The 14,257-nt window shown below is 61.4% G+C and carries 14 protein-coding genes; 5 read left to right on the top strand and 9 right to left on the bottom strand.

All coding sequences use genetic code 11. The features are described 5' to 3' along the window. Nucleotides 1-50 precede the first annotated feature (50 nt). On the top strand, nt 51-1,226 hold the full coding sequence (locus tag K3146_RS04645; RefSeq protein WP_221545000.1) for an ExeA family protein: 1,176 nt from the start codon (nt 51-53) through the stop codon (nt 1,224-1,226). Here K3146_RS04645 and zapE read toward each other — a convergent pair. From zapE to K3146_RS04625, 4 genes are read right to left on the bottom strand one after another with little or no spacing between them, the layout of a single operon-like run. After that, nucleotides 1,223-2,338 carry a cell division protein ZapE gene (zapE, locus tag K3146_RS04640; RefSeq protein ID WP_221544999.1) on the bottom strand — a complete coding sequence of 372 codons (1,116 nt, stop codon included), beginning with the start codon at nt 2,336-2,338 and terminating at the stop codon, nt 1,223-1,225. The two genes, K3146_RS04645 and zapE, sit on opposite strands and share 4 nt — an antisense overlap. After that, the gene (locus K3146_RS04635) at nt 2,335-2,811 is read right to left on the bottom strand and encodes a PaaI family thioesterase (RefSeq protein WP_221544998.1); all 477 of its coding nucleotides are present in this window, start codon (nt 2,809-2,811) and stop codon (nt 2,335-2,337) included. Before K3146_RS04635 ends, zapE begins: the two co-directional genes overlap by 4 nt. Next, on the bottom strand, nt 2,811-3,290 hold the full coding sequence (locus K3146_RS04630; RefSeq protein WP_221544997.1) for a hypothetical protein: 480 nt from the start codon (nt 3,288-3,290) through the stop codon (nt 2,811-2,813). Before K3146_RS04630 ends, K3146_RS04635 begins: the two co-directional genes overlap by 1 nt. Then, nucleotides 3,287-4,069, bottom strand: coding sequence for a succinate dehydrogenase iron-sulfur subunit (locus K3146_RS04625; protein ID WP_221544996.1), 783 nt, complete (start codon nt 4,067-4,069; stop codon nt 3,287-3,289). Before K3146_RS04625 ends, K3146_RS04630 begins: the two co-directional genes overlap by 4 nt. Before the next feature lie 123 nt (nt 4,070-4,192). On the opposite strand from K3146_RS04625, the gene K3146_RS04620 reads away from it, so the two are divergent. Continuing rightward, the gene (locus K3146_RS04620; protein WP_221544995.1) at nt 4,193-4,834 is read left to right on the top strand and encodes an HAD-IB family phosphatase; all 642 of its coding nucleotides are present in this window, start codon (nt 4,193-4,195) and stop codon (nt 4,832-4,834) included. On the opposite strand, the gene K3146_RS04615 is transcribed toward K3146_RS04620, so the two are convergent. Then, nucleotides 4,831-6,180 carry a lipopolysaccharide biosynthesis protein gene (locus K3146_RS04615; RefSeq protein ID WP_221544994.1) on the bottom strand — a complete coding sequence of 450 codons (1,350 nt, stop codon included), beginning with the start codon at nt 6,178-6,180 and terminating at the stop codon, nt 4,831-4,833. The two genes, K3146_RS04620 and K3146_RS04615, sit on opposite strands and share 4 nt — an antisense overlap. A gap of 107 nt (nt 6,181-6,287) precedes the next feature. Between K3146_RS04615 and K3146_RS04610 the strand changes: the two genes are divergently transcribed. After that, on the top strand, nt 6,288-7,028 hold the full coding sequence (locus K3146_RS04610; RefSeq protein WP_221544993.1) for a phosphocholine cytidylyltransferase family protein: 741 nt from the start codon (nt 6,288-6,290) through the stop codon (nt 7,026-7,028). Nucleotides 7,029-7,036: 8 nt separating this feature from the next. On the opposite strand, the gene K3146_RS04605 is transcribed toward K3146_RS04610, so the two are convergent. From K3146_RS04605 to K3146_RS04595, 3 genes are read right to left on the bottom strand one after another with little or no spacing between them, the layout of a single operon-like run. Continuing rightward, nucleotides 7,037-7,945, bottom strand: a complete 909-nt coding sequence (locus K3146_RS04605; RefSeq protein WP_221544992.1) for an FkbM family methyltransferase — start codon at nt 7,943-7,945, stop codon at nt 7,037-7,039. A 16-nt stretch (nt 7,946-7,961) separates the two neighbouring features. Then, the gene (locus K3146_RS04600; protein ID WP_221544991.1) at nt 7,962-8,390 is read right to left on the bottom strand and encodes an HIT family protein; all 429 of its coding nucleotides are present in this window, start codon (nt 8,388-8,390) and stop codon (nt 7,962-7,964) included. Further along, on the bottom strand, nt 8,387-9,523 hold the full coding sequence (locus K3146_RS04595) for a CDP-alcohol phosphatidyltransferase family protein (protein ID WP_221544990.1): 1,137 nt from the start codon (nt 9,521-9,523) through the stop codon (nt 8,387-8,389). The genes K3146_RS04600 and K3146_RS04595 overlap by 4 nt, the downstream gene beginning before the upstream one ends. A gap of 115 nt (nt 9,524-9,638) precedes the next feature. Here K3146_RS04595 and K3146_RS04590 point away from each other — a divergent pair, with 115 nt between their 5' ends. Together K3146_RS04590 and K3146_RS04585 are read left to right on the top strand one after the other, a co-directional pair. Next, entirely contained in the window at nt 9,639-10,397 is a 759-nt protein-coding gene (locus tag K3146_RS04590) for a nucleotidyltransferase family protein (RefSeq protein WP_221544989.1), read from the top strand. 72 nt (nt 10,398-10,469) lie between these two features. Continuing rightward, a complete protein-coding gene (locus K3146_RS04585) occupies nt 10,470-11,105 on the top strand; it encodes a class I SAM-dependent methyltransferase (RefSeq protein ID WP_221544988.1) in 636 nt (211 codons plus the stop codon). Nucleotides 11,106-11,162: 57 nt separating this feature from the next. Here the strand turns inward: K3146_RS04585 and K3146_RS04580 are convergent, their stop codons facing one another. Further along, nucleotides 11,163-13,877, bottom strand: a complete 2,715-nt coding sequence (locus tag K3146_RS04580; RefSeq protein WP_221544987.1) for an Rne/Rng family ribonuclease — start codon at nt 13,875-13,877, stop codon at nt 11,163-11,165. Between the last annotated feature and the right edge of the window lie 380 nt (nt 13,878-14,257).

The raw sequence follows: 14,257 nt of genomic DNA, 5'->3' as shown, positions 1-14,257 counted from the left end.
ACCGTGCGCGGGCGCGATTGCGTCCAATTCCGACCGGTAGGATCGTGACGATGTACGAAGAATATTATGGATTTAGCGAGCGGCCTTTCCAGCTGACGCCCGATCCTGCGTTCTATTTCGAGAGCGTCACGCACAAGAAGGCGCTGAGCTATCTCGGCTATGGCCTCAACCAGGGCGAGGGCTTCATCGTCATCACCGGCGAGGTGGGGGCAGGCAAGTCGATCCTTGTCGGTCACTTGCGCGGCCGGCTCGACTGGAATGCGGTTACCGTCGGCGAAGTGGTGACGAGCGCGCTTGGCAGCGACGAGATGATCAGCATGGCGGCGCACAGCTTCGGCCTTGAGGTCGACACCGGCGACAAGGCTGGCGCGCTTTCTGCGATCGAGATGTTCCTTCAGGACGAAGCCCGGGCAGGGCGCAAGGTCCTGCTGGTGATCGACGAGGCCCAGAACCTGACGGTCGGCGCGCTCGAAGAATTGCGCATGCTGTCGAACTTCCACCTTGGTGCGCAGCCCCTGTTGCAAATGCTGTTGCTTGGGCAGCCGGAGTTCAAACAGCTGCTTGGCGAATGGGACCAGCTCGAGCAATTGCGCCAGCGTGTGATCGCTTCCCACCATCTGGAGGCGATGCAGCCGGGCGAAATCGAGCCCTACGTCATGCACCGCCTGAAACATGTGGGCTGGGACGGTAGTCCGCGTTTCGATGACGGCGTATGGAAGCTGATCCAACAGGAAACGGGCGGCATCCCGCGCAAGGTCAACCGGCTGATGTCGCAGCTCTTGATGAAGGGCGCGATGGAAGGCCGCAATGTTATCGATCCGCCGCTCGTCGGCAGGGTCATCGACGAGATGCACGGCCGCGTGCCGCAGGAGGCTCCGGTGAACGACTATTCCCCCCAGAAAGCCGAGCCAACGCGCGATGCCGCGCCTCAAGATACGCACCAAGCCGAGGCACGCGCTGCTGCCCAGCCGGAAGAACCCGGTTTGCTCGATGCTCAGATCGCGGTGATCGAAGAAGCTTTCGCGCAGCGCGACAAGATTGTCGCCTCGCTACGCAAGGAAGTCGCGAAGCTGGCCCAGGACCGCGCCGAGGAACAGGGAAGGGACGATGATGCCCGCCTCGCCGCGATCGAGAACCGGCTAGAGGACCAGGAACGCACCCTGCGGCAGGTCCTGACGATGATGATCAACTACTTTGAGAGCAGCGCCTCGCGCGACGCAGCCTAGGCTGCGAGCCCGTGCCCACGCGCCATGTAATCGGCGCTCTGCATTTCCTTGAGCCGGCTCACCGTCCGTTCGAACTCGAACGCTCCATCTCCTGCGACATAGAGCTCTTCCGGCTCGGCAGCGGCAGTCGCAAACAATTTGACGCTGTTCTCGTAGAGCGCATCGACCAGCTTGGTGAAGCGAATCGCTTCGTTGCGGTTCTCGGGCGATAGGCGGGGGATGCCGACCACGATCACGCTGTGATAGGCATGGGCGATCGCCAGGTAATCGGCTGCCCCGCGGTTTTCTCCGCAAAGGCGCTTGAAGCTGAACACACCGACACCCTTGAGGCTCTTGGGCACGTGCAATGTTCGCCCGCCGCTAAGATCGATTTCGCCGCTCGGCACGTTGTCCGCATCTTCGGGTTTGTAGTCGGTCAGGCGAAAGAAGGCCTCGCGGACTTGCGCGGTGGCCTCATCGCCAAGCGGCGTATGCCAGCTTTCGATGTCGCCCAGCCGGTCCAGCCGATAGTCCGTCGGCCCGTTTAGCGGCATCACGTCGAGCTCGGCCTGGACGAGGTCGATGAAGGGCAAGAACAGCGAGCGGTTCAACCCGTCCTTGTAGAGATCGGAGGGCGGGCGGTTGCTGGTGGTCACGATGGTCACGCCTTCGTCGCAGATGAGCGATGTGAACAGGCGGGCCATGATCGCCGCATCGGCCGTATTGTTGACCACCATCTCGTCGAAGGCGAGGCATCGCACATCCTTCGCCAGCCGGGCCGCGACAGGCGCGATCGGATCTCCAGCTTCCTTCTGGCGCTCATCTCGGATCAGTCGGTCGACTTCGAGCATGAATTCGTGAAAGTGAACGCGCCGTTTCTCGGCAATGCCGAGGGTCTCGACGAAAAGGTCCATCAGCATGGACTTTCCGCGTCCCACACCGCCCCACATGTAGACGCCCTGCGGCCGCGTCTTCTTCGGGCGAAACAGCTGGCTGAGGAGTCCGCCCGAGCTGTCCGATTCGAGGTCCTTCTGCAGTCGGTCGAGGCGTTCTGCTGCGCGGCGCTGGTCTGCATCGCTCCGCAATTCGCCAGCAGCGACCAGCCGCTCGTAGCGCGCCAGCATCCCCGTCATCTCGGGCGCATCTTCTTCACGATTCCCGAGAATGAGGCGACGACATGCTCGCCTTGCTCGACTTGGCCGCGAACGAAGACGAGGCTACCGGTTTCGCGTACGATCTCCGTTACGGCATCGAGCGGGCGATCGGGATAACCCGCGCCGATGAACTGGGTCGACAATTCAAGCGTCACCGAAGGTCCGGCGTTGCCGCTTCCCAGTGTGTGCATGGTTGTGAAGAGCGAGATGTCGATCAGCGACAGCGTAATTGCGCCGTGGATGATGCCCTGAAGGTTCTCATGCTTGCGCTCGGGAAACATGCGAAGGCGCGAGTGCTCGCCATCCTCGTCCACTCGCGTAATGAGCTTTCCCATGACCGCGCCATTGAAGAGCGTGTCGTCCTTGAGGTTCCAGTGCCGCCACCCCGGATTGTCGGGGTCCGGGCCGTGCTCAAACACATCGTCCCTCAGTCTGGGGCCACTGCCGGTCATTATTCTTCGATCATGTCGGCGGCATGCGCCACTGGATCGGCAATTCTCTCCAGCCCTTCGGTCGCATCCATGCATGCAATCGCGAAGGCCCGGCCAAGGACGCTGGTCTCGTCAAGCGGCTCGCGCTCCCCGAGAGGGCGGTCCAGCAGACGCGATCCCGTTCCGTCAGGGCGATAGCCGCGATAGGATATGCGGGTCCATGTTCCGTCCGAGCAGTCGAGCAGCATGTGATAATGCGCCTGGTTTGTGCCGAAACGCTCGTCCACACTGGCCTCAACGCGAAGCGTCTCGACAAACACGGCGTCGCCTGCGCGCAGGAGGCGGTCGACCGCGACGTAAGTCACATCGCCTTTCTCGGGATCGGTTCCGACGTGAACCCAGCCGTCCCTTTCGGACCAGGGCGAGCTTTCGCCACGATCATGGGCTTGTGCAGAGGTGACCAGCAGGCCGCAAACCAAGGCAGCCGCAGCGATCCTCAAATCGCACGCTCCGCCATCATCTTCTTGGTTTCGGCGATGGCCTTTGCAGGGCTGAGGCCCTTGGGGCAGACATTCGCGCAGTTCATGATCGTGTGGCAGCGATAGAGGCGGAAGGGATCTTCCAGCTGGTCCAGCCGCTCGCCGGTCATTTCGTCACGGCTGTCGGCGAGCCAACGGTAGGCTTGCAGCAGGATGGCCGGGCCAAGGAACTTGTCGCTATTCCACCAATAGCTGGGGCAAGAGGTCGAGCAGCAGGCGCACAGGATGCATTCGTAAAGGCCGTCCAGCTTCTCGCGCTGTTCGGGCGACTGGAGGCGTTCCTTGCCGCTGGGTGTGGGCGAAACCGTCTGCAACCAGGGCCGGATCGACGCGTATTGCGCGTAGAAATGGGTGAAGTCGGGCACGAGGTCCTTGATGACTTCCATGTGCGGCAACGGGGTGATGCGGATATCGCCCTTGAGATCGTCGATCGCAGTCGTGCAGGCGAGGCCGTTCTTCCCGTTGAGGTTCATTGAGCACGAGCCACATATCCCTTCGCGACAGGAACGGCGGAAGGTCAGCGTGGGGTCGATCTCGTTCTTGATCTTGAACAGCGCGTCGAGAACCATCGGGCCGCAATCGTCGAGATCGATCTCGAACGTGTCATAGCGCGGATTCTCGCCGGTATCGGGATCGTAGCGGTAGATCTTGAAGGTCTTCACCCGGTTGCCGCCCTCGGCCTTGTGGACGCGGGTCTTGCCCGTGATCTTCGAATTCTTCGGAAGGGTGAAGGTCGCCATGTGAATATTCGATCCTGTCTGCGGTTGGCGCCTATCTAGCCACTGGAGCGTATGGCGCAAGTCCAACCAAGGGCCAATCGTCGCTTCTTGCTGACAGGAGGTGAAAGTGCCACGGGCCCCGATATGAAACTGGCGATATATGATCTCGACAAAACCTTGGTGCGGCGTGCGACCTTCACGCCCTTCCTGGCCTTTGCCGCACGCAGGCTTTCCACATGGAGACTGATCCTGCTGCCGATCTGGGTCCTGATGATGATCGGATACCGGATAGGTCTATATGATCGAACCAGCCTCAAGACTGCAGGCATGAAACTAATGCTGGGGAGCGCCAGTCTCGAACAGTTGGAAAAAGTGGGCAGGCAGTTCGCAAACCACCATGTCGCCACGGCGGGCTGGATGCCGGGCGTGGTCGCCATGCTCGAGCAAGATCGCGCCAGAGGCCGAGAGGTGATCGTCGCAACGGCCGCTTTCGAGTTCTATGCACGCGCCTTTGCCGAAAAACTTGGGGTCGTCGATGTCATCGCGACGCAATGGGACGGACGATCGATCCCCGGGGGCAATTGCTATGGCGAAGAAAAGCGTCGCCGGGTCGAGGCGTGGATCGGGACCGAGACCGAGGCTGCCGAAATGCGCTTCGTCAGCGATAGCTTCGCCGATGCGCCAATGCTCGAATTGGCCGATGAGGCGATCTTCGTCACAACGAGCGCCAGCAAGAAAGCGCGAGCCGAAGCGCTCGGGTGGTGTGTGATCGACGGCGAAGCCTAGGTTTCGCTGATATCCTTGATCGTCGAGACACCCTGTTGGCGCAGCGACAGATACGCCAGCATTCCCATAACGATATTGCCCACGCCGGCTCCGATAACGAGCGACCATGCGATGCCCTGTTCGGCATAGCCATGGACCAGGAATCCGATCGCGACTGCTGCAACGGCCACTGTGACGAAACGCGAAAGAAGCGAAAGGCGAGCGCGTCCGGTTGCGTGAAGGACCGGCTCGAAAGCGACGCCTGCCAGTTCAATACTCGAAACGATCACCAGTGGCAGCAGGATGGTATAGCCGTTGCGGAAGTCTTCACCGCCAAGCAGGGCCAGGATGTGTCCGCCGAAGGTGGCCACGGCGATGACCACAATCGCGCCACCGATTGCCGCCAGCTTGGTGGTTTGCGACGCGAGGTTGCGAAACTCCTGCGCTGCCGATGCCACACTGGCGCGTGCGATTTGTGCATAGGCTGCACGGCTAAGCAGGGCGGAGAGCTTGGTCAGGCCCTGTGCCAACTGCTGCGCCAGTCGGTAGATGCCAGCAGCGCTGGTGCCCACGAAGTAACCGACCGCCAGCAGGGGACCGTGCTTGAACATCGCCTCCAGGGTGGCGCTGAGGTAGGTTATTCCGAAGAATCGAACGAGGCCCGGGTTTTCGTGGCGGGCCTCGAATGCTCTAGGCAGATACTTCAAGCGGATGGCTTGCGGGCTGAGCCGCCTGGCGACAATCCAGTAAACCGCCGCCTCGATCAGGTCGATCACGGCCCACGCGATGAGAAACAGGACTAGGCTCGGCCCGGTCAGGGCGATGACCGCCGCGGCAATCAGTCTGCCTGCAGGAACCAGAGCTTCGACGTAGACGGCTACGTCGAACCGATCGAGCGCACGCACGATGCCCGTCGGAGCGGATACGAGAGCCCATAGGGCAGCAACGTTGAACCAGAAGGCAGTGTCGATCAGGGTCGGGTTGAGGTCGAGTTCCACGGCGAACTGGTAGAAGACGATATAGGCGATCAGGCAGCCGATCACCGCGCCCAGTACATCCAGAAGGAATGCCATCATGCTGAGCCGCCCGAAGCCGGCCCAGTCCTCGTCATGGATATGTTTGACCCCGAATCGAACGACGGTGCGCCAGGTCTGGAAGCCGGCGATCGCAATAAGCGCCTGCGATGTGCCGAATATCAGGGCAAAGTGGCCGAAGTCCTTGAGCCCGAGCGATCTCGTGAGAATAGCGAGATAGATGAGCGAGCAGACCGCACCAAACCCCTTGCCACCGATCAGCCATGCGACGTCGGTCAGCATTCGCGCGATCAGCGAGCGTGGTCGGCCTTCATGTGCTGCGGTGTCGGTCATTCGAGCCGCGCTTTTAGCGACGACTAAGCGGCGCGCAAGCATGGGGACGATTTGGCCTGTCGACGAGGGCGTTGCGGGTCTGCACGAGGCCGACTAAAGGGCGGTGCATGATTGAACACGCCATTCTCCTGAGCGCGGGCCAGGGCTCGCGCCTGCTGCCGCTTACCGCAGAACGCCCAAAGTGCCTGATCGAGTTTTCTGGCAAGACGCTGATCGAGTGGCAGATCGAGATGCTTGCTCGCTGCGGGGTCAAGCGGATCGACATCGTGACCGGTTTCATGACCGACATGGTTGAAGAGCTTGTCTCCAAAATCTCGGATCCCAGGGTTGAAATCTCCTGTCATTTCAATCCGTTCTTCAAGGTCGCCGACAATCTCGGCTCTTGCTGGATCATGCGCGAGGAAATGAAGGGCGATTTCCTCATTCTCAACGGCGACACGCTGATCTCGGAAGATATCGTGCGAAAGGTGCAGGAAGGCTCAGACTGGCCAATCGCGGTCACGGTCGACGTAAAGGCCGCCTATGACAGTGACGACATGAAGGTTAGTCGCGGTGAGAACGGGCGGCTCGCAAGGATCGGCAAGACGCTGACCGCGGAGGAAAGCAACTCCGAATCGATCGGGTTCCTGGCTTTCCGTGGAGAGGGCGCAGAACTGTTTCGCGAAACGGTCCGCCGGACGATGCGTACACCCGATGGGGTCAATCACTGGTATCTGAAGGTCATCGACATGATCGCCGACACCGGGAAGGTGGGCACGACCTCGATCGAAGGCATGGAATGGGCCGAGGTCGATTTCCTCAACGATATCGAGGTTGCCACTGTCCTGACCGACAAATGGGCCAGCTAGGCGGCTCATCAAACCTTGCTGGCGAAATAATCCAGTGCGCGGTGAAGGCCGCGGGGGTTCAGCTGGCGGCCCGATAACTTCTTGAAATACCGGTCCAGCCCGTCGTTCAGCTCGGCGTCGAAGGCGTCGCGGGTTACATCATGCAAGCGGGCGGCAAGATCCGCCTTTCCGTAGATCAGGGAGATGGCAATAAGCTTGCCGGCGGTCGCCCGGCTTGCTTCCGCACAGCGCAGCAGCTCGTCATCCCGCCTCACGAACAGGGTATCGCAAAATGCGAGGCGACCAGCGCGCAGACCCCGGGCGGTACCCGGGTTGACGACGCCCGCCCGGTTGCTGTGACGATATCGCTTGATGCGCCAGAGATCGAAGAGTTCGAACCCCTGGCCTTCCATGAATGTAACGACATCGGAGAACTTGGTCAGGCCGCTATAGCGCTCGATAAAGGACAGCTCGATCTCCGCAGCGAGGATCGAAGTGCCCAGGCATCTCTTGGCCCCTTCGAGCACATCCATTTCCCCGCCCTGGACGTCGATCTTGATGAAATCGGGGTCGAACTTGTGCTCGCCTGCAAGATCGTCGAGCCGCCGCTTCTCGACCGGTATGCGCTCAACGATCTTCGTGTGTTCGGGTTTGTCCCAGAAACGGGAAATCAGGTCGCTGGCCGGATCGAGCAGCGAAGTCATGCTGACCCGCTTGGTGACTTTCAATTCCGCGCTGCCGTCAGCCGAACCCAATGCCCATGGAAGCGACAAGACGGCACCGTCATCGCTTATCTCGTCGAGCGGTTCAAATCCGATCAGCCGCAGTCGTTCCTCTGCCGGCTTCCAGCGTGCGTGAAGTCCGCCCGCCGCGCCAACGTCCACGAGCGTGAGACGTTCGTCTTCGAGGAGGCGATTGATCAGTTTCGAGGGAATCAATGAGTTGCTCCTGAAGCTACTTTAGCAATGGCTCGAGCTCGGAGACGAGGGTCGAGATTTGGTCATTATCGAGCGCAACTGCCTGACCGAGTTCAGGGAGTTTCGGCCATCCTGCGTCGACATAGTCCATTCCCCGGAAACTGCGTACACCCTCGTAGCGCGGGATCACATGGAAATGGACGTTGGGATCGACCATCATCAACATGAGGTAGTTGATCTTCGAATATTCCACGAACGAGCCAAGCGCGCTCTCTATTGCTCGTGTTGCTTCCGCCAGCTCGGCATGCGCCTGCGATGGCAGGGCGGAGAACTCGGTAGCGTCGGATTTCGCTGCAAGGACCAGGCTTCCAAGGGTGGGCTGGGCAGGGCGCAGCAGGATCACCCAATGCTCCAGTTCCCGCAGCAGAGTGGCCGGGAAGCCGAATTTTACGATCGTCTCGTTCATGCGCCTTCCTCCGCCAGCCAGCTGGTCAGTTGCGAACCCTTCCTTGCGCGTGCGATCTCTGCCTGCACGAGCTGCACCATATGCACAAGAAGCGAGATCACCGTCCACCAGGCAACGGCAATGATGCCGATGTCCGGTCGCCCTGCCAGCATCGATACGAACAGGATGACCATGTTCGGATTGCGCCGGGCGGTTATCAGGCGGAACTGACTGTCGAAACGCCGCCAGACATGGATATGCATCATGCCGTTGCGACGCATGAAGACGCCTTCGATCAGCCGCTGGAGGACGTATCCCCCTTGGATCGCTCCTTGCACCCACCAGAAGGTGGTATTGTCGAGCTCGAGGCCCCAGTAGACCAGGCCGGTCGCCCAGAACCACCACCAAAAGGGCGGGTGGACGAGATCGATCCCGTGATCGAAAATGTTACCCCACCAGCTCGAGGTTATGGTGCAGCGCGCGAGCTTACCATCCACCGTATCGAGCACCATGAAAACGAGGCCCATCGCCATGCCGCTCCAGTAATGGCCGAAGGCAAAGGCCACCGTAGCAGCGATGCACATGACCGCGCCGATGGCCGTCACCATGTTCGGCGTCATGCCGATCCGCGCCGCAAGGCGGGTGAGTATCAAGGCCCATTCCGGCCATAGGTACTTGGTGAGAATATCGGTCACGCCCTTGTAGGCACCGAAATAGCTTGATCGCTCGATCGATCGGAGTGTGGCCGGTTCGAGTTTGGTGAGGAACGGCGTTTCGCGCTTGCGCAATTGCTTGTTCTCGATGGTCGGGCCGTCCTCGTAGCGAAGGAAGTCCAGCCCTTCGGTGCCATCGGGTGTGTTGCCAGCATGGATAGCCTTGCGGAGAGCTTCGGCCTGCTCAGCGCTCGTCGCATGGGCGAGGGCGGGTGTGCCATCAATCATCAGGACCAGGCCGGGATTGTCGGCGAGATGCCGCACCCAAGCCGGATCGGCCACGTAGCTCGCGTTGACCAGCAGGACCGCTTCACCCGCCGAGCCATCGTAACCATTGGCAGCCCCGATCCGGCGATGGCGCTCCTCGTTTGTGAGCCCCCATAGCTTGGTTGGATTGGTGCCGACGGTTTCGATGGACGGAGAGGCCTGCCTGTTCTTCATGGCGCGGGGATTAGGAGGCCCGCGGGCGCTGGGCAATGGTTTGCATGCAACGCCTGCGAAAACTTTCCCAAGGGCGCTGTGCGACGAGAGCGTTGGCCGCTAAGGCCCCGAAGTGATGGCATCCACGAAAACCCTTCCTGCCGCTTTGGTCCTTGCCGGTACAAGGCCGGGAGGAGATCCCTTTGCCCTTCAGCAGGGAGCTGCGCACAAGGCGCTTATCGAAATCGGGGGCAAGACGCTGCTCGAAAGGGTGATCGGCGCCTTGCGGAATGCGGGTATCGAGCGGATAGCCGTAAGCTGCGATACGGGACCCGTCGCGGACCTGGCCAGAATGCTCGGAGCAGAAGTGATCGCGCCCATGCCCGGTCCCAGCGCCAGCGTCGGAAAGGCATTCGCGGAAATCGGTGCTCCCCTGCTTGTCACCACGAGCGATCACGGCCTGCTGGAGGCAGGATGGGTGCTGGAGTTGATCGATGGCACGCCGGATGACGCCGACCTGTCGATCATGATGGCGGAAAGACGAGTGGTCGAGGCGGCCGTGCCTGATACCCGTAGAACCTATCTTCGTTTTGCCGACGGTCATTGGTCGGGCTGCAACCTGTTCTACCTCCAGCGGCCCCAAGCCTACCGCGCATTGGAAACCTGGTCGATGGTAGAGGCGCATCGCAAGCGTCCTTGGCGCATCGCTGCCCGGCTTGGGCTTGGAACCTTGCTTTCGATGGCATTCGGCAGGCTCACTCTCGCCGAGGGACTTTCGCGCCTAGGTCAGCGGATCGAAGTGAAGGCAGCATTGGTCGCCGCAAGCGATGGCCGGTCTGCTGTCGATATCGACAAGTCGGCTGATCTCGAACTCGCCAAGAGCTTGATCCGATAAGGCATTTCTAGGGCTTCCACCGAGAAATTTTGGCGCTAAGCTGGCCGGCCGGGTCGCAGGCCGGAGAACGTGATGGGGATCAAGCGGTTCTACGATGCGCACATCATGCCACGCATGATCACGCTTGCTTGCGGACAGAAGGGTATCGAAAAGCGCAGGCGCGAGGTTATCCCCCTTGCGGAAGGAAGCGTCTTCGAACTTGGCTGCGGTGGCGGTCTCAATCAGGCATTGTACGACGGCGGGAAGGTCACGCGGTTTGCCGGTATCGATCCGCATGCCAAGCTCCTTCAAGGCGCGCGAGAACGCGCCGAGGCGCGCGGTTGGGAGTACGACATTCGGCAGGGCGTGGGGGAGGAAATCCCCTTCGCTTCGAGCAGCTTCGATACGGCCGTTTGCACCTATACCCTGTGTTCGGTCGATGATCCCGACAAGGTACTTTCGGAGCTACGGCGAGTGCTGAAACCCGGCGGTAAACTACTGTTCCTTGAACACGGCAAGGCTCCGGACCCGGATATCGCCCGCTGGCAGATGCGAATCGAACCCTTGTGGAAACCGCTGGCCGGTGGTTGCCACCTGACCCGTCCAATCGGCTCAGCGCTTAGAGGGGCAGGGTTCGAAGTCATGCCGATGGGACAGGCCTACCTCGACAAGACACCCAAGGTGGTGGGCTGGATGGAATGGGGGGTTGCGCGCCGAACGGGCGTGTAAGCTCAGGTTTCGAACTCCCCGCCTACGAGATTGCGCAGGCGGGGAGCCTTGACTCGCTTATTCGCCGAAGGTGCGCTGCCACCAGCCGCGGCGTGGTTTGCCGCTGTCTTCGCCAGCGTCGGCCGTAGCATCGGCGGTCTGCGCGGCATCGTCCGGGCCTGCGACAACAGCCATGTCTTCCTTGACCTGCTCGGCAACCTCGGCGGCATCCGCCTTCTTTCGGCGGGTGCGCTTTGGCTTGGGGGCTGCCTCTTCCCCGCTTGAGGTCTCGCCTTCCTCGGCGTCGACCTTCTTCTTGCGGGTCCGCTTCGGCTTGGGCGTGTCCTCGACCGCTTCCTCGGTCTCTACCTTCTTTTTCCTAGTGCGCTTGGGCTTGGGTGCCTCTTCAGCGTCCTTGTCTGCCGGCGCTTCGTCAGCCGGAGCTTCGTCGGCCTTCTTCTTGCGGCGAGTGGCACGCTTCTTCGGTTTTTCTTCTGCGGCTGCTTCCGCGGTTTCCGCCGCATCGTCCGGGCCGGCCACGACTGCCATGTCGTCAACCACTTGCTCCGAGACCTCTTCGAGGTTCTCGGCATCTTCGGCAGTTACTTCCTCGGCATTACCCTTGCCGCGACCACGGCCGCCACGGCGGCGTCCTCCGCGGCGACGGCGCTTCTTCGGCTTGTCGTCGCCGTCGTCTTCCGCGTCGGCTTCAGTATCGGCCGCGTCGTCATCGGTGTCGTCTGCGGCTTCGTCATCGCCGCCCTGATCGCGCTTCTTGTTTCGGCCACGTCCGCCACGGCGGCGGCGGCGCTTCTTGCGCGGACGATCATCTTCGTCCTCGTCTTCGTCCGAGGTGTCGACATCGTCTTCATCCTCGATCTCGTCCTCTTCGTCATCGACAAGGGCTTCGAATCTTGGCGCGTCCTTCGGTTTGGGGCCGTGGCTCGAGACACTCATCTTGGCGCCTTCGTCCTCGCCCTCGGGGACGACCTCGACGGTTACGCCATAGCGCTGCTCGATCTCCACGAGTTCGGCCCGCTTCTCGTTGAGCAGGTAGACGGCAGCTTCGGTGCTGGCAGCGAGGCGGATCTTGGTTCCCTTGCCCTTGGCCGCTTCCTCTTCGATGAGGCGCAGGGCGGATAGGCCAGCCGAGCTGGCCGTGCGCACGAGACCGGTGCCATCACAGTGCGGGCATTCGCGCGTCGTCGCCTCGAGCACACCGGTGCGCAGGCGCTGACGGCTCATTTCCATCAGGCCGAAGCTGGAAATACGGCCCACCTGGATGCGCGCGCGGTCGCTCTTCAGCGCGTCCTTCATGGCGCGCTCGACCTTCCGGGTATTCGAATGGTGCTCCTGGTCGATGAAGTCGATCACCACCAGGCCGGCCATGTCCCGCAGGCGGAGCTGACGGGCGATTTCCTTGGCCGCTTCCAGATTGGTGTGGAGCGCGGTTTGCTCGATATTATGCTCCTTGGTGGAGCGGCCCGAGTTGATGTCGATCGACACCAGTGCCTCGGTCGGGTTGATCACGAGGTACCCGCCCGACTTGAGCTGGACCACCGGATCGTACATCGCCTTGAGCTGGTCTTCCGCGCCATAGCGCTGGAACAGCGGCACGGGGTCGGCGTATTGCTTCACCCGGCGCGCGTGGCTGGGCATAAGCATCTTCATGAAGGCCTTGGCCGACTTGTAGCCTTCCTCTCCCTCGACAACGACTTCCTCGATATCGCGGTTGTAGATGTCCCGGATCGCGCGCTTGATGAGGTCGCTGTCCGAATGGATCAGCGCAGGCGCTGCAGAAGCGAGTGTCTTCTCGCGGATCTCGTCCCACAGGCGGGCAAGATAATCGAAGTCGCGCTTGATCTCGGTCTTGTTGCGCGAAAGGCCGGCCGTGCGGACGATCAGGCCCATGGTCTTGGGCAGGCTGAGGTCGGAGACGATCTGCTTCAGGCGCTTGCGATCGCTTGCCGAATTGATCTTGCGGCTGATGCCACCGCCGTGGCTGCTGTTCGGCATGAGAACCGTGTAGCGGCCGGCGAGGCTGAGATAGGTGGTGAGGGCAGCACCCTTGTTGCCGCGTTCTTCCTTGACGACCTGTACCAGCAGGACCTGGCGGCGCTGGATAACGTCCTGAATCTTGTACTTGCGGCGCAGGGCCATGCGCTTGGCGCGGGCTTCATCGACTTCCTTCGCCCGCGTACGGCCCTTGCCCTGTCGGCGGCCACGGCCACGACGGCCACGCCCCTTGGGACGGTCTTCGCTCTCTTCGTTCTCGACAGGCTCCTCGTCGGAGTCCTCTTCGTCTTCGTCATCCTCGTCGCCGTCGAGCTGGCCTTCCTCGATGGTGGCGACGTCATCCTTGTCGGAGGTATCGACTTCTTCGAGACCGTCTTCGGCGAGGTCTTCGGCGAGCGCTTCTGCGCTTTCTTCCTCGGCGTCGTACTCGTCGCCCGGCATCTCGCCGCGCTCTTCTTCCTCGGCACGCAGGCGCTGCTCTTCTTCGGCAACTTCGGCTTCGGCCGCGAGCAGGGCTTCGCGGTCTTCCTTGGGGATCTGGTAGTAGTCGGGGTGGATTTCGCTGAAGGCGAGGAAACCGTGCCGGTTACCGCCGAAATCGACGAATGCCGCCTGAAGTGATGGTTCTACCCTTGTTACCTTGGCGAGGTAGATATTGCCCTTGATCTGCCGCTTGTCGGCAGATTCGAAATCAAATTCCTCAATCCGGTTTCCCTTGAGGACTGCCACCCGGGTTTCTTCCTGGTGGCGCGCGTCGATGAGCATGCGCGTTGCCATTGATAATTCTCCATGCGCGAGTGCGCGGGTCGTGCCCGTCGCTCCGTTCGCGCGTCAGTGTAGGAAATCCGCTTATCTCATAGAGACTTGCGGCATTCGGGATCCGGCGGCTTGCGAAAACAAGAGGCCGGTGATTCGTGTCTGCGCGGAAACGCCCATCCGTTGTCGGAGCCGTCCGACCCGCCATTGCTGCAGCGCGCAATACCGCCTGCTTGCTATTGGTCGGGTGGGAGGGAAGCGTTGCCTGCATCAACCTGTACATTCGAGGGTCGAGGCCAGGATGGCGTCGACTGTGCCGGACAGTGACCCTCTTCGTCGCGGAAAATCGCGCCGATCGGAGGCACCGGTTACCCGGCTGACCTTTCGCTAGCATCGTGGGT

The sequence above is a fragment of the Qipengyuania vesicularis genome (assembly GCF_019711415.1).
In the GTDB taxonomy this organism is placed as follows: domain Bacteria; phylum Pseudomonadota; class Alphaproteobacteria; order Sphingomonadales; family Sphingomonadaceae; genus Qipengyuania; species Qipengyuania vesicularis.
This window is presented reverse-complemented; position numbering and strand designations above follow the sequence as displayed.

Coding starts and splice junctions, on each gene's coding strand:
- K3146_RS04590 (WP_221544989.1), top strand. CDS start 9,639: ATGGCATCCACGAAAACCCTTCCTGCCGCTTTGGTCCTTGCCGGTACA.
- K3146_RS04645 (WP_221545000.1), top strand. CDS start 51: ATGTACGAAGAATATTATGGATTTAGCGAGCGGCCTTTCCAGCTGACG.
- K3146_RS04595 (WP_221544990.1), bottom strand. CDS start 9,523: ATGAAGAACAGGCAGGCCTCTCCGTCCATCGAAACCGTCGGCACCAAT.
- K3146_RS04610 (WP_221544993.1), top strand. CDS start 6,288: ATGATTGAACACGCCATTCTCCTGAGCGCGGGCCAGGGCTCGCGCCTG.
- K3146_RS04615 (WP_221544994.1), bottom strand. CDS start 6,180: ATGACCGACACCGCAGCACATGAAGGCCGACCACGCTCGCTGATCGCG.
- K3146_RS04620 (WP_221544995.1), top strand. CDS start 4,193: ATGAAACTGGCGATATATGATCTCGACAAAACCTTGGTGCGGCGTGCG.
- K3146_RS04600 (WP_221544991.1), bottom strand. CDS start 8,390: ATGAACGAGACGATCGTAAAATTCGGCTTCCCGGCCACTCTGCTGCGG.
- zapE (WP_221544999.1), bottom strand. CDS start 2,338: ATGACGGGGATGCTGGCGCGCTACGAGCGGCTGGTCGCTGCTGGCGAA.
- K3146_RS04585 (WP_221544988.1), top strand. CDS start 10,470: ATGGGGATCAAGCGGTTCTACGATGCGCACATCATGCCACGCATGATC.
- K3146_RS04635 (WP_221544998.1), bottom strand. CDS start 2,811: ATGACCGGCAGTGGCCCCAGACTGAGGGACGATGTGTTTGAGCACGGC.
- K3146_RS04625 (WP_221544996.1), bottom strand. CDS start 4,069: ATGGCGACCTTCACCCTTCCGAAGAATTCGAAGATCACGGGCAAGACC.
- K3146_RS04580 (WP_221544987.1), bottom strand. CDS start 13,877: ATGGCAACGCGCATGCTCATCGACGCGCGCCACCAGGAAGAAACCCGG.